The 20,067-nt window shown below is 38.7% G+C and carries 25 protein-coding genes; 5 read left to right on the forward strand and 20 right to left on the reverse strand.

Annotated features, from left to right (window positions below; genetic code table 11):
• Positions 1 to 24: 24 nt before the first annotated feature.
• Positions 25 to 408 carry a DUF3397 family protein gene (locus NSS70_RS12755; protein WP_063388505.1) on the reverse strand — a complete coding sequence of 128 codons (384 nt, stop codon included), beginning with the start codon at positions 406 to 408 and terminating at the stop codon, positions 25 to 27.
• Complete coding sequence (locus tag NSS70_RS12760) at positions 408 to 1,292, reverse strand: 2-dehydropantoate 2-reductase (RefSeq protein ID WP_327847745.1); 885 nt, start codon at positions 1,290 to 1,292, stop codon at positions 408 to 410. Before NSS70_RS12760 ends, NSS70_RS12755 begins: the two co-directional genes overlap by 1 nt.
• Before the next feature lie 188 nt (positions 1,293 to 1,480).
• Here NSS70_RS12760 and NSS70_RS12765 point away from each other — a divergent pair, with 188 nt between their 5' ends.
• The gene (locus NSS70_RS12765; RefSeq protein ID WP_063388507.1) at positions 1,481 to 1,960 is read left to right on the forward strand and encodes an N-acetyltransferase; all 480 of its coding nucleotides are present in this window, start codon (positions 1,481 to 1,483) and stop codon (positions 1,958 to 1,960) included.
• A gap of 99 nt (positions 1,961 to 2,059) precedes the next feature.
• On the opposite strand, the gene NSS70_RS12770 is transcribed toward NSS70_RS12765, so the two are convergent.
• The 3 genes from NSS70_RS12770 to NSS70_RS12780 all read right to left on the reverse strand — a co-directional run bounded on the left by NSS70_RS12770 (position 2,060) and on the right by NSS70_RS12780 (position 4,159).
• A complete protein-coding gene (locus NSS70_RS12770; RefSeq protein WP_066251829.1) occupies positions 2,060 to 2,653 on the reverse strand; it encodes an RsfA family transcriptional regulator in 594 nt (197 codons plus the stop codon).
• 779 nt (positions 2,654 to 3,432) lie between these two features.
• Positions 3,433 to 3,606 carry a 50S ribosomal protein L32 gene (gene rpmF, locus NSS70_RS12775; RefSeq protein ID WP_063388509.1) on the reverse strand — a complete coding sequence of 58 codons (174 nt, stop codon included), beginning with the start codon at positions 3,604 to 3,606 and terminating at the stop codon, positions 3,433 to 3,435.
• Between the two features lie 28 nt (positions 3,607 to 3,634).
• A complete protein-coding gene (locus NSS70_RS12780; protein WP_311067354.1) occupies positions 3,635 to 4,159 on the reverse strand; it encodes a YceD family protein in 525 nt (174 codons plus the stop codon).
• A 131-nt stretch (positions 4,160 to 4,290) separates the two neighbouring features.
• Here NSS70_RS12780 and NSS70_RS12785 point away from each other — a divergent pair, with 131 nt between their 5' ends.
• Positions 4,291 to 5,517, forward strand: coding sequence for a nucleotidyltransferase (locus NSS70_RS12785; protein ID WP_066251837.1), 1,227 nt, complete (start codon positions 4,291 to 4,293; stop codon positions 5,515 to 5,517).
• Here NSS70_RS12785 and NSS70_RS12790 read toward each other — a convergent pair.
• Both NSS70_RS12790 and NSS70_RS12795 read right to left on the reverse strand, forming a co-directional pair.
• The gene (locus NSS70_RS12790; protein WP_340881742.1) at positions 5,514 to 6,536 is read right to left on the reverse strand and encodes a SepM family pheromone-processing serine protease; all 1,023 of its coding nucleotides are present in this window, start codon (positions 6,534 to 6,536) and stop codon (positions 5,514 to 5,516) included. The two genes, NSS70_RS12785 and NSS70_RS12790, sit on opposite strands and share 4 nt — an antisense overlap.
• Positions 6,526 to 7,320, reverse strand: coding sequence for a patatin-like phospholipase family protein (locus tag NSS70_RS12795; RefSeq protein ID WP_340881744.1), 795 nt, complete (start codon positions 7,318 to 7,320; stop codon positions 6,526 to 6,528). Before NSS70_RS12795 ends, NSS70_RS12790 begins: the two co-directional genes overlap by 11 nt.
• Positions 7,321 to 7,473: 153 nt before the next feature.
• On the opposite strand from NSS70_RS12795, the gene ylbJ reads away from it, so the two are divergent.
• Positions 7,474 to 8,694, forward strand: coding sequence for a sporulation integral membrane protein YlbJ (gene ylbJ / locus NSS70_RS12800; RefSeq protein ID WP_133309190.1), 1,221 nt, complete (start codon positions 7,474 to 7,476; stop codon positions 8,692 to 8,694).
• Positions 8,695 to 8,734: 40 nt separating this feature from the next.
• Here ylbJ and coaD read toward each other — a convergent pair whose 3' ends face one another.
• Both coaD and rsmD read right to left on the reverse strand, forming a co-directional pair.
• A complete protein-coding gene (gene coaD / locus NSS70_RS12805; RefSeq protein ID WP_063388514.1) occupies positions 8,735 to 9,229 on the reverse strand; it encodes a pantetheine-phosphate adenylyltransferase in 495 nt (164 codons plus the stop codon).
• Between the two features lie 21 nt (positions 9,230 to 9,250).
• Entirely contained in the window at positions 9,251 to 9,802 is a 552-nt protein-coding gene (rsmD, locus tag NSS70_RS12810; RefSeq protein ID WP_066251986.1) for a 16S rRNA (guanine(966)-N(2))-methyltransferase RsmD, read from the reverse strand.
• 408 nt (positions 9,803 to 10,210) lie between these two features.
• Here rsmD and NSS70_RS12815 point away from each other — a divergent pair, with 408 nt between their 5' ends.
• Positions 10,211 to 10,600 carry a DUF7147 family protein gene (locus tag NSS70_RS12815; protein ID WP_130156241.1) on the forward strand — a complete coding sequence of 130 codons (390 nt, stop codon included), beginning with the start codon at positions 10,211 to 10,213 and terminating at the stop codon, positions 10,598 to 10,600.
• Between the two features lie 30 nt (positions 10,601 to 10,630).
• Here NSS70_RS12815 and NSS70_RS12820 read toward each other — a convergent pair whose 3' ends face one another.
• From NSS70_RS12820 to NSS70_RS12850, 7 genes are all read right to left on the reverse strand, one after another.
• Entirely contained in the window at positions 10,631 to 10,903 is a 273-nt protein-coding gene (locus NSS70_RS12820; protein ID WP_063388517.1) for a YlbG family protein, read from the reverse strand.
• A 34-nt stretch (positions 10,904 to 10,937) separates the two neighbouring features.
• Positions 10,938 to 11,378, reverse strand: coding sequence for a YlbF family regulator (locus tag NSS70_RS12825; RefSeq protein WP_063388518.1), 441 nt, complete (start codon positions 11,376 to 11,378; stop codon positions 10,938 to 10,940).
• 64 nt (positions 11,379 to 11,442) lie between these two features.
• Positions 11,443 to 11,880, reverse strand: coding sequence for a hypothetical protein (locus NSS70_RS12830; RefSeq protein WP_339192981.1), 438 nt, complete (start codon positions 11,878 to 11,880; stop codon positions 11,443 to 11,445).
• Positions 11,881 to 12,061: 181 nt separating this feature from the next.
• Positions 12,062 to 12,298: a YlbE-like family protein gene (locus tag NSS70_RS12835; protein WP_063388520.1), complete on the reverse strand. Its 237-nt coding sequence runs from the start codon at positions 12,296 to 12,298 to the stop codon at positions 12,062 to 12,064.
• Positions 12,299 to 12,303: 5 nt separating this feature from the next.
• The gene (locus NSS70_RS12840; protein ID WP_063388521.1) at positions 12,304 to 12,678 is read right to left on the reverse strand and encodes a YlbD family protein; all 375 of its coding nucleotides are present in this window, start codon (positions 12,676 to 12,678) and stop codon (positions 12,304 to 12,306) included.
• 82 nt (positions 12,679 to 12,760) lie between these two features.
• Entirely contained in the window at positions 12,761 to 13,792 is a 1,032-nt protein-coding gene (locus tag NSS70_RS12845) for a CAP domain-containing protein (RefSeq protein WP_340882526.1), read from the reverse strand.
• A gap of 136 nt (positions 13,793 to 13,928) precedes the next feature.
• On the reverse strand, positions 13,929 to 14,285 hold the full coding sequence (locus NSS70_RS12850; RefSeq protein ID WP_094246106.1) for a CBS domain-containing protein: 357 nt from the start codon (positions 14,283 to 14,285) through the stop codon (positions 13,929 to 13,931).
• A 200-nt stretch (positions 14,286 to 14,485) separates the two neighbouring features.
• On the opposite strand from NSS70_RS12850, the gene NSS70_RS12855 reads away from it, so the two are divergent.
• Positions 14,486 to 14,845: a YugN family protein gene (locus tag NSS70_RS12855; protein WP_063388524.1), complete on the forward strand. Its 360-nt coding sequence runs from the start codon at positions 14,486 to 14,488 to the stop codon at positions 14,843 to 14,845.
• A 32-nt stretch (positions 14,846 to 14,877) separates the two neighbouring features.
• Here NSS70_RS12855 and ctaG read toward each other — a convergent pair whose 3' ends face one another.
• From ctaG to ctaD, 4 genes are all read right to left on the reverse strand, one after another.
• Entirely contained in the window at positions 14,878 to 15,777 is a 900-nt protein-coding gene (gene ctaG / locus NSS70_RS12860; RefSeq protein WP_063388525.1) for a cytochrome c oxidase assembly factor CtaG, read from the reverse strand.
• Between the two features lie 1,454 nt (positions 15,778 to 17,231).
• Positions 17,232 to 17,561, reverse strand: coding sequence for a cytochrome c oxidase subunit IVB (gene ctaF / locus NSS70_RS12865; RefSeq protein ID WP_063388526.1), 330 nt, complete (start codon positions 17,559 to 17,561; stop codon positions 17,232 to 17,234).
• Between the two features lie 2 nt (positions 17,562 to 17,563).
• Complete coding sequence (gene ctaE / locus NSS70_RS12870; RefSeq protein ID WP_339196679.1) at positions 17,564 to 18,187, reverse strand: cytochrome c oxidase subunit III; 624 nt, start codon at positions 18,185 to 18,187, stop codon at positions 17,564 to 17,566.
• Entirely contained in the window at positions 18,187 to 20,055 is a 1,869-nt protein-coding gene (ctaD, locus tag NSS70_RS12875) for a cytochrome c oxidase subunit I (RefSeq protein ID WP_327856253.1), read from the reverse strand. Before ctaD ends, ctaE begins: the two co-directional genes overlap by 1 nt.
• Positions 20,056 to 20,067 lie beyond the last annotated feature (12 nt).

Below are 20,067 nucleotides of genomic sequence, written 5' to 3' on the forward strand. Positions count from 1 at the left end.
CAAAAAAAATTTGCTTTTATTTATTCACATTTGATTCATTATGTACATAAACACCCCGATGATCGCCATGCTCTCAGACAGCAGAAAAAATATTAAAAAAGAGCTTCTCCACATCATTTTCAATGCTTTCATCCATTTGATCTCGTCAGTGAATACGAATTGAAGTCCAGCTGTCGCCAAAAAAAGCAGCAAATATAAACAAAGCAGCCATAAAAACGATTGATGATGCCAAATAACAGAAAGCTTGATCCAAAATGAAACGGCAAAAAATACAGCAGCCACATCAACGCTCAAAAGGAAAGATTTTTTCTTACTCTTTAATAAAACACGAAAAAGAACCAAAAACAGCAGCCACGCGGCCAATGGAAACGTCACAAAAAAGGCGATGATTCCTATAACAATTCCCATCAACGTTCCTCCCGGTTTTCCAACCCTTTAATCGCATTGTACAAAAATTCCATTGTACAAGTATGAGCACCCTTTTCTTTCCCTTTTTGAATGAGATCCCCTAATATTGAATCAATTTCTGTTTTTTTATGATGTTCAATATCCGACAGCATTGATGAACGATTGTTTTTTGTCTTTATTGCAATACTTTCAATATATTCCCATAAATCATCCTTATCATTTATTTCAAGAACATCACATACTTCGTGAAATAGCTTTTTGGCAAGCTTTGCAACATAAGGATTGCTGACGATGTGGCCATTCGGCATTCGAAATAAGGCAGTTAATGGATTAATAACTGCATTTGCGGCCAATTTTTTCAATACAACCGGCTCCCAATCCTCTTCATATTGTATCAAAAATAAAGGATCAGACGTATTTAACTGATCAATAAATTCCCGCGCCCCACCGCCGTCATACGGGCTGATGCGAATGTTCCCAATACCAGTATGGTGAACGGTATTGGGGGATTTTTTTAAGGCGCCGTGCTCTACAACACCTATATACAATTCATGTTGGGCAAGCTCTTTCATTCTGCCGATATGAGTTATGCCGTTTTGAACAAATACAATCTTTTTCGGCGGCAATTGCTTTAGATTTCCAAATAATGACGGCAGACTATATTGCTTGACAGCAATAATTAATATTTCTTCTTTATATAATACATCTGCACGTGATTTTACATATGCAGTCCAAGGGTTCGGGCCTATGACATGTATCCCTTCTGTCCTTACCGAAATTGCCTGCTCTTCCGTCTTTGTATAAAGGGTAATGTCATGTTTTCGGCTAAGGTATGCCGATATTAACAAGCCTACAGCTCCTCCGCCAATTACACCGATCTTCAAGTTCTCCACCTCTCTCATATGTATCATAACAAACAAAAACTAAAAATTCTTCTTTTTCCTGAATATAATTAAAAATTTGATTATATTTGCTTTTTTATTATTTTTTCAATGTTATTTTCTCTTTATGTTTAGTATAATGTGAGTGAAAAGGCGTCTATCATTATAGCGGCAATTGGGGGAGATTCGCCATGGTAAAAGTGGAAAAATTATTAGTCAATTATAAAACTTTAGAGGAATTTAAAAAATTTAAAGAATACGGTTTACAAGAATTATCCATGCTGGAGGATTTAGAAGCAAATATTATCGAAAATAACAGCGATTCGCCCTTTTACGGGATTTACTACGGAGACAAATTAATTGCCCGGATGAGTTTATATCGGGTGGATAAAAAATATGATCAATATTTTGAGCCAAAACAGGACTATCTTGAGTTATGGAAATTGGAAGTGCTTCCTGAATACCAAAGAAAAGGGTATGGAAAAGCGCTGGTTGATTTTGCCAAATCGTTCGGCTTGCCTATAAAAACAAATCCGCGTATGAAATCGGCTGGCTTTTGGGAAAAGATGGGCTTTGTCCCTGTAAAGTATGATATGAAACGAGATCGTGGAGAAAATCCTCTCGTTTGGTATCCTAACGGTGTCACTGTCAAAGAAAAGGGCGCTCATTAAAAAAAGACGCTGGCAGCGTCTTTTTCAAAGTCAGAAGTCGATAGTTGATGAAACCGGCACGCTTTGTCGGTTTCATCTATTTTTAGAATCTCCCTTTTTTCATTCCTGACCGAACTGAAACGGTCTTTTTTTATGTTTCATTTTTTCTTCCTCCGCCTCTTCTTTCAATCCTGCTCGTTCCCTCACTTTTTCCATCATTTTAATAAAAGCGTAAAATTCATTTTCAATCTTTTTCAATTGTTCATGTAATTGTTCATTTTCGTTTTTAAATTCTTCTACTTTTTGTTCTAGAAAAGAGATTTTTTCACGCAAGCTTTTATTTTCTTCTTCCAACCGATTGTTCACCGGTTGGTGCTGTGTAGACTTTAAAAAAGCAATCACATCATCGATAGTGATTTCCGATCTTCCACCTGCTTCCTCATAATGAAGCAGCTTTTTTTCGGAATTTTTCTTTTCTTTTTGCTGTCTAAATTTTTTACGTTCCTGTTTCGCAAGTTCAATGTCTGTTTCATATTTTTTTCGCAAATATGAATTCCAGCGAAAACCGCATGCAGCAGCCGTTCTTGAAAGTTTCTCCGCAACGATCTCAAAAGCCTTTAGTTGTGTTCCGCCTTCGCGAATATGCTGCAAAACAATTTCTTTCAAGAGCAGATCTTCATCCTCTGTCCATGCATCTTGCCGTGTCACCGCCATTTGTTCATCCCTCCGTTTTGATTTGACTTTTTCTTAAAAATGATTTTTTAAAAATAGAATGAGATGTAACAAATCAATTGTTGCTTCCATTCTCTTTTCTAAATTTTGTGATGCGAGCTTTTTGCCTCATCTCAACTATTTCATGCAATTTTTAATAATATATATGCCTGTAATAGAAACGATAGAAGCACAGTTTTAGTTGAAAGGAAAAAGAATGTGCTTCTTTCATTGACATTTCTTCTGCTTCCTAAAAAGTTTTTTTTTGAAAATCGAGGGAGAATTGAGAGATGCATTAGTAAATTTGGAAGAAGCGGTTGTTCTAATTCGGCATTCGACATTTTCTTCACATCTTTTCCCATTCCGCCAGCAGGCTGGCTGTCAAAAAAGAGGATATTTTTTAGAGTCTAGCTTGGAGGAGATTTATGCTAAAAGGACAAATCTTCTACTCATATTCGTGAAGTCGTTCGCTTAACATTAGAGGAAGGATCGTTTTCTCGGCAGCTTCATGGAGCCTTAGGAATAAAGAGGATGCACAGATTGCAGAATGGATTAAGAAATTTTCAAAGATTCAAGGAAGCCTTTGTGCCAGGAGAAAAAATATGTATGTATTGAAAAGCTTTTTCTCGCGCTTTAATACAGAAAGTCCAAAACGATCAAGCCGTTCAAGCAGATCTTAAGCCGCATTTGCTTTCACAAAATGTAACGGCCTTTCCCCGACTGAATATCGAGAAAAGGCCGCAGCTAAATTGTCTACTTGACATGGGTATGGTCACTTTTCATTATTTGTTTACTACTTCTCTGCCTTTGTATGTTCCGCAAGATTTGCATACGCGGTGCGCCAGCTTCATTTCTCCGCAGTTTGGACATTCTACCATACCTGGAACTTGTAATTTAAAATGTGTACGGCGCAATCTTTTTTTCGTTTTGGATGTTCTTCTAAAAGGTACTGCCATTTTTCCCACCTCCTTACAGAGCAATGCTTTAAGAATCATTTTCTTTCTTATCCAATAACTTAGCTAAGCTAGCTAATCTTGGGTCAATTTTGTTTTGTTGTTCTTCCTCATTTATTAACTTCCAAAACTTTCCTTCTTGAGGTGCTGCTTCCTGCTTGTTTTCCTCTTCATCACTAAACACTTGAAGCGGAATTTCTAAAAGGACAAGCTCATGAATGATTGGCATTAAATCAATGACTTCTCCTTGAACAACATGTGTTTGCTCACTCGTTTCATACTCGTCGGAGCTAAACAAAAACGTTTCCGATGTGCGGATTTCAAATGGATATTTAACATCAACAAGTGTTCTTGCGCAAGGAAGCGTCATTTCGCCAGTAATTGTTAAATGAAAGATGACTTTCATAGAGCTTATATCTGCATGTCCTTGAACATGAACAGGAGTTATCTCCCGCAAATCAGGATGATTTTGGACAAGATCATATAGATCGACATCTTCATTGATTTGTAAGCCTTTTTTCTGCAGTTTATATAATTGATGAACAGACCATTTCAACATATATCACCTCAAGACAACAAAGGTTATTATAGCTTTCAAATAAGTATTTGTCAATATTTTTCCTTTACACTATAATATAGGCATTATTGCACAAATATATTGATGAATTGAAAAAGAAGGTGATGGAGTTGAAGGCGGTCGGAATTGTTGTAGAATATAACCCATTTCATAACGGTCATTTACACCATCTAGCCGAATCAAAGAAGAAAGCAAATGCTGATATTGTCATTGCAGTGATGAGCGGTCATTTCTTGCAAAGGGGAGAGCCGGCACTCGTCTCAAAATGGGCGAGAACAGAAATGGCTCTAGCAGGCGGCGCAGATTTAGTTTTTGAACTTCCGTTTGCCTTTTCAACGCAAAGCGCAGAAATTTTCGCCAGCGGCGCCGTGTCGATTTTAGATGCGCTTGGCTGTGATTCACTATGTTTCGGAAGCGAGGTCGGAAAAATTGACGCTTTTCTTGAAACATATGAACTGCTGGAGAAAAGAAGCGATGATTTCGTTCATCTTTTGAAAACAGCGCTTTCGAAAGGCAACAGTTATCCAAAGGCCGTTTCCATTGCTTTTCAAAAAATTGCTTCCGGGGAAAAAACGCTATTAGATTTAAGCAAACCGAACAATATATTAGGATTTCAATATGTCAAAGCCATTGTTCAACAAAAAAGCTCGATGAAGCCTCTTACAATCGAGAGAATTGGCGCCGGCTACCATGATGAATCATACCATCACCCGAGCATTGCCAGCGCAACAAGCATCCGAAAAAACATTGTTCATGAACAAAACTTGTCTTCCATGAAACATTATGTTCCGGAAAGTTCGTTTCGCATTTTACTGAATTATAAACAAACTTATTCAGCCTTTCACGATTGGGAGCTTTACTTTCCATTTTTAAAATATTCTATATTGTCCAAAACTTTAACAGAATTAAAAGAAATATATGAAATGGACGAAGGCTTGGAACACCGCGTTGTTCACCATATTAAAAGGGCTGCATCATTCCACCAGTTTCTATCTCTCTTGAAAACGAAAAGATACACATGGACAAGATTGCAAAGATTATGCACCTATCTTTTGACCAATACGAAAAAAGAAGAAATGGCGAGCATATTAAAAACGAAAAAAGCCCCGTATATTCGTTTGCTCGGAATGTCAGGGCGGGGGCAAAGCTATTTGCAAGCTGTTAAAAAACAGTTGGAGCTGCCGCTTATTTCTAAAGTTTCGTCCTATTCTTCAGATGTATTGGAAATGGATCTCAGAGCGACAAATGTTTATGCGCTCATCCTCAACGAACCTGCCGCAACCGAGTTTATGAAGCTCGAGTATACAATGCCTCCTATACGTTACGGGCTTCCTTAACCGGAAGTCCTCATTGTTTCTAAATAATGGACGGCATCATCAAATGTATCCACCGGTATGATTTTCATATCAGAATGAATGGAGTCTCGTGTCTTCAGCGCTTCTTCATAATCGGAGCCTCTCTTGCCGTTTTCGTTAGGGGCAAAAAATATATCAATCCCAGCACGGTCTGCTGCTATCACTTTTTGTGAAATGCCGCCGATCGGACCTATCTCCCCTTTTTCATTAATCGTTCCTGTTCCAGCAATATCTAATCCTTTTGTTAAATCCGTTTTCGTCAGCTGATCGTAAATTTCAAGAGCCATCATCAGACCTGCTGAAGGACCGCCGATGTCTTTTGTATTGATAGTAATACCTGGTGAAGTCGTCAATTTTTTATCCGTCACGACGCCAACACCGAGACCCGTTTTATTAGGATAACCAGGAATTTGGACAAGTTCTACTGATGTTTCAATTATTTTTCCATCTCTGTTTATTTTTAATGATATATGATCGCCTTTTTTCTTCCCTTTTAAATAATCAGTGAATTGCTCTGAAGTTTTTATTTTCATTCCATCGGCTTCGACGATTCGGTCGCCAACTTTTAATTTTCCCCTTGCCGGTACTTCTTTCATAACCTCCAATACTGTAACGCTATTATTTTGAATAGTAATTTTTTTGCCGGCTTCTTTATAGGCGATGGTAATCGCAGCTTTTTGTGAAGCTTCCATTATATGTATTTGACGTTTTATATATTCCTCATCAGATTCATCTTCTTGGCGGACATGTTGAATCGGCATAATCTCATAATCATTCTGCATTTTCGCCCATAAATACGTAAATAATGTTGCTCTCCCGAAACGGACTGTTGTTAACGAAAAGCTGCCCTCTTCCTTATATCCGTTTTCAACATGAATCATATTGGATAAATCATTGACCAATCCCGGTTTTGTAATATAATAAGGGAGCTTGATGAAGGAACCGGAGAGTGCGACAATGATGCTGATGATAAGAGAAATAATAATGCGTTTACTTTTCATGATTGGTCTCCTTCCATTGGTTGATCTTATTCTTGATCTCATCAATATGTTTCGTTGCTTCCTCTTCACCGAGTTTAATAATTTCATCAATTTTCGTAAACGCTCCGCTGTGAAAATGTTCAACACGCGGGCAGATCACTACATCTGATGTTATTCGATGCTGCGCTAACTCATTTTGCATAATGTCTAAACTCCGCATAATGACATCAAAAATGGACTGAATGCGAGCTTCTTTTTTGACATGTGATACATCGACCGCTATTACGATATCAGCCCCCATTTCTTTCACCGCTGAAACGGGAACCCGTTCAATCACTCCTCCGTCAACTAATAACGAGCCGTTATAAGAAAAAGGAACAAAAATTCCCGGAATCGAAATGCTTGCCCGAACGGCATCCGCAACAGGACCTTTTCGAAAAACAACTTTTTTCCCTTCATTTAAATCGGTTGCAACGACCGCTAAAGGAATCGGCAAATCTTCTATATTTTGATTTCGGGTAAAAATTCGAATTAACTGTTTAATGCGGTCTCCTTGAATAAACCCCATTTTTGGAACGGTCACATCGATAAAATATTTTCGTTTAAATGCTGCCGCCAATTTATACATTTGATCAACAGTTAAGCCTGAGGCATAAAAGCTTCCTACAAGGGCCCCCATGCTCGAACCGGAAATCATATCAATCGGTATTTCATGCTGCTTCAACACTTTCAAAACTCCCAGATGAGCAAACCCTCTAGCTCCCCCGGAACCTAACGCCACACCAATTGTTGGATGTTTCGGCATAAACGGAGCCCCCTTTCATGAATTTGTTATTCATCATATGGTCTAAAATGCCACCCTATTCACGTATATTGAATTATAGGTTGTACGAAAACCTCTTATTCATTCTATCATGTCAGCTTATACGTGTGCAGTTTTCAATAGGGGGCATAACAATTGAAAGAGGCAAAAATTAAAACTGCTTTATACGCAACCGTTATTTTCTTTATCACCTGCGCGATTATTTTTTTTCCTGACGCCTCACTTGAGGCATCAAAGCGGGGATTACATATGTGGTGGAACATTGTTTTTCCTTCCTTGCTGCCTTTTTTTATTGTCTCGGAAATTCTTATATCAATCGGTGTGGTCCGTTTTATCGGCGTGTTTTTAGAACCGCTTATGCGGCCCGTTTTTAAAGTTCCAGGAGCAGGGGGATTCGTTTGGGCAATGGGGATGGCTTCCGGATTCCCCGCCGGGGCAAAATTAACTGCAAGATTAAGACAAGAAAACCAGATCTCAAGACATGAAGCGGAAAGGCTTGTGTCTTTTTCCAACTCTTCAAATCCGCTATTTATTTTCGGAGCTGTGTCAATAGGTTTTTTTCAAGATAAAAATCTCGGATTGCTGCTGGCCGTTTCGCATTATTTAGGAAATGTTTTCGTCGGGCTAACGATGAGATTTTGGGGAAAAGATGAAAAAAAGCCGCAAAAGGAAACAGTACATTCGAAGCCATCATTTAAAAAAGCGTTTCAGCTTATGCACGAAATGAGAATGCAAAATGAAAAACCTCTTGGAAAAATGCTCGGGGATGCCGTTCTCAATTCTGTCCAAACGCTGCTCGTCATCGGGGGCTTTATCATTTTGTTTTCGGTATTAAATCAAATTTTAAGCATCGTTCATGTGGCGGACATAGCAGCAACTTTCATATCGTCTTTGTTTATTCTTGTTCATATACCGACTGAGCTTTCCGTTCCGTTTTTTTCCGGACTGTTTGAAATAACATTAGGCAGCCAGCTTACAAGCCAGGCACAAGCCGCCATGCTGGATAAGGTGATCATCACAAGCTTTATATTGGCATTCAGCGGCTTCTCCGTTCAAGCACAAGTGGCAAGCATTTTAGCAGAAACAGACATCCGCTTTAAGCCTTTTTTCTTCGCCCGCATTATGCAAGGGATTTTTTCAAGCCTCTCTGCTTTGATCTTATTCAAGCCTTTATATATCGATCTATTGTCAAAGAATGAAGGTTATGCACCGGCATTTATATTTGAAAAAACTCCAAGCTTTCTCACGGAGTATTGGCTGCTCCTTTCCAAAGTCGGCCCCGTTATCACGATTTGCACGCTCATTGTGTATATTTTGATTTACTACTTTCGTTTAAGAAATAAAAGTGGAACATAAGAAAAGGTTCGGAAACCAAAATTTTCCGAACCTCAAAAAATTATTTTTTATACATATGCTCATATTTTTTCTTTAATGCTTCTTCCACTTCATACGGTACAAGCTCAGAAACTTTTCCGCCGTATTTAGCGACTTCTTTAACAATACTTGAACTTAAAAACGAATACTGATTGTTTGTCATCATAAAAAAAGTTTCTATATTTTCATCCAGCACTCTGTTCACTGATGTGATTTGCATTTCATATTCAAAATCAGAAACAGCCCGAAGGCCTCTCAATATAGCGTTCGCATTTTTGCTTCTCGCATAATCAACGAGCAGCCCTTGAAAGGATTCAATGTATACGTTCGGTAAGTTGCCCGTTACCTTTCTCAGCAGCTCACATCTTTCTTCTACAGTAAATAGCGGCTTTTTTGAAGAATTGTTTAAAACGCAAACATACACTTTTTCAAATACATTTGCCCCCCGCTTTATGATGTCTAAATGTCCATATGTAACGGGATCAAAGCTTCCCGGACAGACTGCAATGCTTGCCAAAATAAATACCCCCATCCGACTTCAAACATTTTGATACAAAGATACACTTGTTATACCATATCTCTCAGACTTCGTTTTTGCAAGTGATAAAACTTGGTCTGGCAATGTTACTTCATAGCTATGCTCGCACACAACGACACCATCCGTTGACAATAAAGACTGCTCATGAATTACCTTTAGAATAGATTCTAATTTTTGTTTTTTATAAGGCGGATCCAGAAATATGATCCGAAACTTCAGCCCGCGTTTGCTGACAGCTTTTAACGCTTGATCAGCGCTGGTGCGATATACTTCAGAACAGTCGTTTAACTTTAAATTTTCTAAATTCTCTCGAATCGTTTGAATCGCTTTCATATCTTTATCAATAAAAATAGAGCATTCTATCCCTCTTGATAAAGCTTCTATTCCAAGACTGCCGCTGCCGGCAAACAAATCTAAAGCAAGTCCCCCTTCAAAATATGGTCCGATCATGTTAAATATTGCTTCTTTTACTTTATCTGTCGTCGGTCTTGTCGTCTTTCCAGGAACCGATTTTAATGCTCGTCCTTTTAATGCACCGGAAACCACTCTCATACCATTCACCACAACTTGACAAAATTCCTTTTGGCTCGGAATAATATTAACATAGAAAATGTAAGATCATCAATTAAATTTGACAGCTGTTTTTTTGCAGAAGCGAGTATAATTTTTTGCCAATTGACCATAATGAAAGTGACAACATCAGTTGTGATGGTGTTGTTGCCAACCGCGGAGAAGACTTACGTTTCCCCATAAGTTCTTCCTCCGGTTTCTCCTCTCCCTTTCCCTTCTGCTTTGAAGATTTTGCTTCAAAGCTAGGAAGGATCCTGCAGATCCAATCTGCAGGCTTTTTTTTATTCTTTCAATTCTTCCATTTTCATGATACATTTATTTACGGACAAAAGCGCAATACATTTAGCTTATGAATTTAGCAACCAAATACCCATTGGAGGAAGGATAAAAATGATCCAGCGATTTATTGAACTAGGAGAAGGATATTCAGATATATACGAATTATTGGAAATCGCAAAAAGAAATCAAGACCGGATTTCGCACTTTCTAGTCCTTTATACAGTAAAAAATGGAAAAGAGGTTTGTTCGTTCGTCATTGTGTTAAAACCGACGGAGATAGGTGATTTCCAGCCTCTTTATATTTGCCGGGAAGGGATCCCAAATCCGCAGAAAAAAACGAACAAACGATTTGAACTTTTTCAACAGGCTGCCGAAACATATGGTCATGAGCTGATCGAGCTTGTTGTAAAGCCTTCAGACCAATTTTCTGATGTTGAATTGTATTACCAGCATTTAATCGGCATATTGCGGATGAACCGATACATACCTTCTTTACAATAGTAGGACAGCCTAAATTCTCGGCTGTCCTATTTATAATCCAATTTTATAATCATATTCTTTTGCTTTATCCACTTTTGATTCAAATTCAATTTTTAAAAGCGGCCTGTAAGAAGGTTCGACCCTTTTTACGAAAGAAAATGATGCAATGGTGTCCATTATTTCGTCTATTTGTTCTCTATCACAATAAAGAACAACATATTTCATTTTTTTTGAAACATAATGAATGTTTCCAAATTTCCGCAAACTTTTTACATATTTTAAAGAATGCAGCCAAACAATAATTCCCTGTCTTTTTTCAAACATCCCGATTCTCCTTTTCCTTTGCTTCTAAACCCGTTTAAGCTGAACAGCCGCATGCTCCGCCTGATGCGCATCCACAGCTAGGCATCATTTCAAAATAAGGGTTTCCAGTCGGAACTTTAATGGCTGTTGAAACAGCTCGTCCGATATACATGCTGATTTCATCGAGAAGTTTTTGAATTTCTTTTTCCGCTTTTTTAAATGCAGCGACTTTATCATTTAAATCAAGTTCTCTTTTAATTTCCCTCATTTCGCTTTTAATTCGATTATAATCAGGATGATATTTGCCAAATCTCATGACATCCTCGTATTGCTCTTTTATTTTGACAAATTTTTGAATGATTGTTTGAGCTTCTTGATCATTTTGCAAATTATATAATGAACGCCGATATTCGATCGCAAGTTCTGATTCTGTTATCATTTTTGCTAAAGCTTCCGCTTCATCTAAAAGCAGAACGCTTTCCATTGACGTAACCATTAAGATCACACCTCCAATATTGATTGTAGCACGAACATCATCTTATTTACAACGCCTGCGTTTCTCATATATTTACAATCCATTCTTTTTTCAATTGATAGCTGGTTGAATCATTATATACTAATTCCAGGTTGATTGTGTGCCGCCCTTTAGACAATCCTTTTATAATAAATGCAGCAGAATAAATATCACTTTTTTTCTTTCCATCAATATATAATACGATATGACCTTCTCCTTCTTTTTTCGTGTTCCGTTCACCGTTAAATGTAAAATCAGGCACATAGCATTCTACATAAACGTTGTTTCCTTCTACATGATGACGAACTTGAAATTTTCTTATTTGGCTGTTCATCGTTTCAATGGCATTTCTGTCGGATTCATGAATTTCTGTCGGAACGATGCTGTCTTTTTTATTTCCTTCCGGTACCGGTTTTTCTGGGGAACAAGCCGCCATAATCGTGAGAAGCGTCAGCATTGCGAGCCATTTCATTTGCATAATCATTGATGCCTCCTTTTTCATATATTTTCAACACTTTATGTAAAAACATGTGCTTAAAAATAAAAAAGACGCTGACGCGTCATTCACAAATTCGGAAGCTGCTGAATGCGGAATACAAACAAAAACCCGTTTTTTTCATTCCATTAGGAAAAATGATTACTTTCGTACAAACACATTTGAACCGTTAATTTTCGCGAAATGCTTGCAGCATCGCCAGCATCATCGACATCATTTGAATAGAATTCGAAAATTTTTCTATTTTATGCGGCAGAGTTAGATAATAGTCATTTGCCATGCTAATTTCCATTTTCTCAAGAAATTCAGGATGTCTAGTCAAGGTGCGGTACCAATATGGCTTTTCGCGAATGTATTGCTTTAAAAGGGGATTTTGTTGAATATATAAATACAAGTCCTTTCTCATCGTTATTAATCCTTTCTAAACGATAAGGGATGCGAATGATTTGGATCTGATTTGCGGCTGCTCTCGATCTCTTTTAAAAGATTTTGAATGGTTGAAATCGCATCATTCATTTTATATAAATGTTCGTTTACCGTCTCCACATCTAAATGCTGAAAAGTTTGTAAAATATTTTTCAGAAAATCACCTTGTTGATGTTTACGGCTTTTCATACTGTTTGATCGGTATTTATTCCACAAAGGATCTTCCTCACCTAAAAGCTGCCAATCTTCATAAATCTCCTTCCATGTTTTCTTTTCTTTGCGGACTTCTTCTATTAATTTTGGATGTTTTTTAATAAATTGTTTAAACAATTCGAGTTTTGATAACGATTTTGTTTTCATGCGATCACCTCATAAACGTTTTTCTTATATTTAATATATCGATAACGGAAAAATTGGTGATAAAATGAAAAAGCGAGCCTCCTCATTTGGCCCGCTTTGCAATAAAATTTTGCGTATAAAATTTTTCATACACTCCTACCCCTATATGTGTGAACCGTTCATCAAGAAGCGTTTTTCGGTGTCCTTCACTATTCAACCAGCCTTCGACCGCGTCAATTCCATCCATATATCCATGCGCAATATTTTCACCAGCCATTTCAAAATGAACCCCAGCAGATGTCAAACGATCGGAAAGAGAGCCTCTATTAGGCGAAACGTGAGAAAAATATCCTTTTTCACTCATTTCCTTGCTGTGAGAATAGGCGACTTTCGCTGTGCTTTCTTCCTGCTTAAGAGGACTTAAACCATTTATTGTTCGAATTACATTCGTTATGTCAACAATTTGTTGTTCTTCCCCGTACTCAATTTTCCGCTGCTCTTCCTCTGTTATAGGCTCTGCCGCTAAAAGCTCGCCTCTATATACAACTTCATATGGACGCTGTTTTACTAATGTTTGAACATCAAAAGCTCTAATGCTCGATAACGTTCCAGTGAATTTATCCATATACAACTGAACATAAAGATCATCATTCAAACGGACTGTCGGCCTGACATTCAGGTCATCTTCCGACAGCTCGAACCGATATGAGTTTAAACCAATATCTGCTGTGACAAATGAATTGGGAGCGACAATATGAAATACTTGGGTAGACGGCTGGCCAATTTGAAACGGATCTACATTTACTTCTTTTCCAATAGCAAAAACTGTAACGACCTTTCCGTTTAAAACACCGAATTGCTTGTATTGCTGCAAATCATCTCGGTATATCCACCATTCATAATCGTATCTTGATGGATCAATCCGATCAGGTTTGCCAAAAGTTTTTAGTACTTCTTTGGAAGATCTTCCGACAAATGAGATAACTCCTTCCCCCACTTTTATTTCTTTGTCCGTTTTCTCTTGAAAATTTTGCCGTTCCGGAAGCAGTACTGGTTCCTTTTGAAAGGTGACATATACGATATATGTTAATGTAATAATTACAAATATCAATATAATTCTTGTAACTCTTTTCAGTTCAATTCCCCTCTTCTTTCTTTGTTTCTTATATATTCTGTTTTAAGTCATTTTAATCAAAAATGGGGAAATTTTGCAAACATTTCATGAAAAATTCACTTCTCTCATTTTTAATGGTGTAGTTTTTGTCTTCTCATCATGTAAAACAACGTTCTGTTATAATGCCAACAACCTTTCCATCCTCAACAACCGGCAAATGATGAATATGATGAGCTGCAAGCATCTCAGCTGCGTCTTCTGCTGATGCATCAGGAGTGATCGTAACAACATCGTCGTTCATTACATCCGTAATTTTCGTAGAACCAGGACGTTTTTCTGCAATTCCTTTTGTCACAAGATCACGATCGGTTATGATTCCTGCTAATTGATCATTTTCAACGATTAAAACGGCATCAGCATTTGACTCTTTCATTTTCACAGCCGCTTCAAACACATTATCTAACGGTGTGCAAAAAATACAATTTGTTGACATAATTTCCTTTACCTTTTTCAATGAGGACACCTCTTATGCTTTTTGATCTATTATGGGAAATTTCGATTTTCTTTATTCGCTCTCCATTTGAATACCGAATTTTATTTGAACATTGTGTAAATGCTATATATATAACATTGCATGTTTTAATTATTCATACTATTATTAAACAGTAGAGAGAAATCAATTTTTTGTTCGAAGCGCTTAGGAGGGAAATACATATGAAATTTGAACAAATCGGCCTGGAAGGGCTGACGGTGGAATTGTCTCACCTTAAGGATGCGTTGTCAGAATTAGGTTTTATCCTTGCCGGCCAATGGGATTATGACCGTGTGACGTTTGACAAGAAATTTGAGCATAAGGGCGATGTTTTTTATTTAAGAGTACAAGGATATTGTATTGAAGGCGATGTGGGAGGCCGCTACGCACTTATTAAATTGCTAACTCCAATATTAGGGAAACATTATTATCCTCATGGTGTCGAATATGGAGAGGATGAACATTTTCCAGCTGTCATCGTTGAGTCGAGCGAAAAACTGTTAAAGCGGGCAAAAGAAGCGATTGAAAGCTTAACTGTTTGAAAAACTGCAGGCAAATAACCTGCAGTTTTTTTTTATTTATTTGGTTCAGGAGACAAATTTTGCACATCGATGTCGTCTTTTTCTCTTTCTTTTTTCGCCCATTCAAAAAATACATGAGCTAAAAATGTTCCGTACACAAGCTCTTGGATCACTTTCATAATAATGCCGCCAAGCTGCTGATCCTCAAGCAGCGGCATTCCGCTAAACATTTGCGGGCCTGACAAAGACAACCCAGCCAACGTATCAGAAGGAACACATAAGCTTAAAGTCTTTACCCACGCCTCCGGATTCGAATATGTTTCAAACAGCGGCGCACCTGCAAAAATGATTAAACCGCAGGCTGGTGTGATTAAAACGCTGTTTCCTAAAATGTAGGCAATTTTTTTCAGACCCCCAATTGGATGCCAATTTGGACTTTTTCCAATCAATGGCCAATACATAAAAAAGGCAAAAACGAAAATAAAAGTAGTAGCCGCCTCATGATAAATATAATTTGATTTTAATGTATCGAAAATAAACGGCACATGATACAAGGAAAAAAATAAATTAAACAAAATCATAGCCAATATCGGTTTAGTGAAAAATTTTACAACAGGTTTTATGACCGGCTTTTCCATAACAGCCTTCCATAACCATTCAGGAACGCCGATAATCAAAAGCGGTGCTACGATTAAAAACAAAATTGCCATTGAAGCCATATGCCCTGTAAATGTAATGTGCCCGAGCAAATCAAGCGGGCTTCCTTTGCTGACATAAAGGAGAACGATTGCCAATATAAACACTAATTTTTGTTTTAGGCTGACCGGTTCAGAATTTTTAAAATAGTGACGAAGCGAATCGGTTAATAATAAGTAAAGCACAATTAAAATAACACAAAATATAAAAAACAGCGGACTCCACATAGCGCGAAAGCCAAATATATCTAAACTCAACTGAATCAATCCTTTCAATCATCGATCTAGTCGATTCCATTTCATTATACATGCTTTCCTTTTCTTTTTTCAATGAACGTTCTATGAATTTGCATTTCTTTCAGCAAGCAGATTTATATTGCCTTTAATCGAGTAGGAGGGAGCGATTAACTCCCGTCCTCTCACACCACCGTACGTACGGTTCCGTATACGGCGGTTCAATTAAGATAATTGACGCAAGTTTTCATAACTTCCGTGAATAGCTGTTCTCTTTATGCCAGTGGTCACTCCACCCTCCAAGAGGTCTCCCACGGGATTCACCGCTTCCTCCCTCAAGTGAGGTACTACGTTTTCTGTGTTCATCATGACTCACTGAATGCCAAGGGCTATTCTCTCTTAATTGTTCGGTCCTTCTTAGTTGTTCTAGACCAACTAATACTATGACCTCTGCTGACTTCTGACGGTTCAGCTACTTATCACTAAGTAGGTTATGAAGCGTACTTCACATATCCACCAGACCTCCCCGGGTAAGTACATGCACTTTCACACCATCTATCCGCCTCATTTACTCGATATGACCTTCGACAGAAAGAGCTTTGTTTTGTTTTGCAAACTCACTCAATCATACCTAGCCTTATATGAGGTTCGTGTTCCTCGGACCGGTGTTTTGCCTCCAGCTTCCTTCAGATTCCGCGTCACCACGGACACCCTTGCTCTTGGCTAACCTCTACTTCTGTCTTCGGGGTTCGGGACTTACACCCTATAGTTCATATACATGCCGGGCGCACAATCGAGTAGGAGGGAGCGATTAACTCCCGTCCTCTCACACCACCGTACGTACGGTTCCGTATACGGCGGTTCAATTAAGATAATTGACGCAAGTCTTTATAACTTCCGTGAATAGCTGTTCTCTTTATGCCAGTGGTCACTCCACCCTCCAAGAGATCTCCCACGGGATTCACCGCTTCCTCCCTCAAGTGAGGTACTACGTTTTCTGTGTTCATCATGACTCACTGAATGCCAAGGGCTATTCTCTCTTAATTGTTCGGTCCTTCTTAGTTGTTCTAGACCAACTAATACTATGACCTCTGCTGACTTCTGACGGTTCAGCTATCTATCACTAGATAGGTTACCAAGGTTACTTGGCGTGCCAGCCAGACCTCCCCGGGTAAGAGTGTAATCTTTCCTTCCATCCATCTGCTTCATTTACTCTGTATCACCTTCGGCAGAAAGGGCTTTGTTTTGTCTTGCAAACTCACCCAGTGATACCTAGCCTCATATGAAGTTCGTGTTCCTCAGACCGGAAGTTTGCCGCTCGCTTCCTTCAGATTCCGCGTCACCACGGACACCCTTGCGTTAAGCTAACTGCTACTTCTGCCTTCGCAGCTCGGGACTTTCACCCTATAGATTACACCCATGCCGGGCGCACAAAAAGAAGCAACCAGTTAAAACTGATTGCTTCCATAAAGAGTATTTTACCACCAGACAATTGTCATAAAGGCAAGAACCGTCAAAAATGTGACAAAAATACCTGACCATATGAAAAATTGTGGTCCTTCATGTCCTTTATGATTCATATGCATGAAATAATACAGCTGGAAAATGACTTGAATGCATGCAAGCAGTACAATAAATGGAACTTTCAACCATTCGTCGATTCCATCATATCCTACTGTAATAAAAGCTACAATCGTTAAAAAGATCATTAACGCAAATGAAACGACTTGGTGCTTCATTTCTTCCGCATTTTTTTTGCGGCGAAACGCTAAATCAACTTTTGGGTTACGAGAATTTTCACTCACCATCGTTATCCCACCATTCCCATTAAGTATACAACTGTGAATATAAATACCCAAACAACGTCGATAAAGTGCCAATAAAGGCTTGCGACGTAATATTTAGGAGCGTTGTATAAGTTTAATCCGCGTTTTGCATTTCGAATCATCAGCGTTGTGATCCAGAGAAGCCCGAAGGCAACGTGCGCACCGTGCGTTCCTACCAATGTGTAAAAGGCTGAACCAAGCGCACTGCTTGTCAACTTAAATTCATATTCATGCATATAATGGTTAAATTCATAAATTTCCAAAATTAAGAATGCAAGACCTAATAATACGGTGACACCAAACCAGAACTGCATTTTGCCAAATTGAAAGTTTTTCATATGATAAATTGCATAGACACTTGTCAAACTGCTTGTTAATAAGAGCATTGTCGCTACAAATACTAATTTGATATCAAAGAGCTCCTGCGTTGAGGCTCCACCAGCGGTGGAATTTCTCAACGCAAGAAACGTAGCAAACAACGTGGCAAACAACACAGTTTCGCCGCCTAAGAAAACCCAAAAACCTATAAACTTATTTTTCCCTTCGAGGGTGGCCTTTTCTGGCTGCTCAGGAAACGTTTCAGCCGTTAATTTTTCTTCTACTTGCATTATGCCCGAACCCCCCCATTATCATCTTTTAAAAGATCCTCTTTATGAATATGGTATCCGTGGTCATCAATAACCGAGCGTAAAAACATCGTACCGAACGTAATGATAAAGCCGATAATCGCAACCGGCACACCCCACGAATAGTCATTGTGGTACATGAGGCCGAAAGCGGCAATGAATAAGCCTAATGAAATAAAAAACGGCAAGATTGAAGAGTTCGGCATATGAATATCACTTAGCGGTTCAGCAGGTGTTAAGCCTTTTTTGCCCTCCATTTTTTCAATCCATAAAGGATCTAATCCTCGAACAAGCGGAGTTTGTTTAAAGTTGTATTCAGGTGGAGGTGATGCGACTGCCCACTCTAGTGAACGTCCATCTTCCCAAGGATCTGCACCTACTTTTTCTCCCTTCACAGAAGTAACCACAACATTGATCAAGAGAACGACTACTGCTACCCCCATCAGAACCGCACCTATTGTACTGATCAAGTTTCCAGTGTCAAAGCCTTGGCCTGATAAGAATGTGAACACGCGGCGCGGCATTCCCATTAAACCAAGGAAATGCTGGATAAAGAACGTTAAATGGAAACCGATGAAAAATAATACAAATGTTATTTTACCAAGCGTCTCATTTAACATTTTTCCAAACATTTTTGGCCACCAATAATGGGCAGCAGCTAAAATAGCAAATACGATACCACCAACGATTACGTAGTGGAAGTGTGCAACAACAAAGTAAGTATCATGGTATTGATAATCGGCTGGAGCAGCAGCGAGCATGACTCCAGTCACACCACCCATAACAAACGAAGGAATAAAGCCGACTGCATAAAGCATCGGTGTCGTAAAGCGGATGCTTCCGCCCCACATCGTAAAGAGCCAGTTAAACACTTTAATTCCTGTCGGCACACCAATTGTCATAGTTGCAACCGCAAAAATCGCATTGGCAATCGGACCAAGACCTGTTGTAAACATGTGGTGCGCCCACACCATGAATCCTAAAAATCCGATCAATACTGTTGCAAACACCATTGATGTATACCCAAACAATCTTTTCCGAGCAAAAGTTGGAATAATTTCCGAAAAAATTCCGAATGCCGGCAAAACTAAAATGTAAACTTCAGGGTGCCCAAAAATCCAGAAAATATGTTCATAAATGATCGTATTCCCGCCTAAAGCCGGATTGAAAAAGTTCCCGCCAAATAAACGGTCAAACATTAAAAGCGCAATTCCAACAGTTAGCGGAGGAAACGCAAACAAAATGAGCGATGACGACACAAATGTAGTCCATGTAAACAATGGCATCCGCATGTATGTCATTCCGGGAGCACGCATATTAATAATCGTAACAATAAAGTTGATCCCGGCGATCAATGTTCCTATACCGGAAATTTGCAAGCCAAGTATATAAAAGTCTACTCCATGTCCAGGAGAATTCAAGGCCACTGATGCGTATGCCGTCCAGCCAGCATCAGGTGCCCCGCCTAAAAACCAGCTTAAATTTAAGAAAACACCGCCAAAGAAAAACAACCAAAAGCCTAAAGAATTCAAAAACGGAAACGCAACGTCACGAGCCCCAATTTGGAGTGGAACAACTGCGTTCATATATGCAAACAATAACGGCGTAGCTGCTAAAAATATCATCGTTGTACCGTGCATTGTCATCAATTCGTTAAACGTACCTGCACTGACAAAGTCATTTTCTGGAATGGCCAATTGAATACGCATCAAAAGCGCTTCAATTCCACCAATTACAAAAAAGAGTCCTCCAGCGATTAAATAAAGGATGGCAATCTTTTTATGGTCAACAGTTGTCAAATAGTCCCAAACCGTTGGCCAGAACCCTTTTTTCCGAGCTAACGTACTCACGATGTAACCTCC

The organism is Aeribacillus sp. FSL K6-2848 (genome assembly GCF_038004325.1).
Taxonomy (GTDB): Bacteria; Bacillota; Bacilli; order Bacillales; family Aeribacillaceae; genus Aeribacillus; species Aeribacillus composti.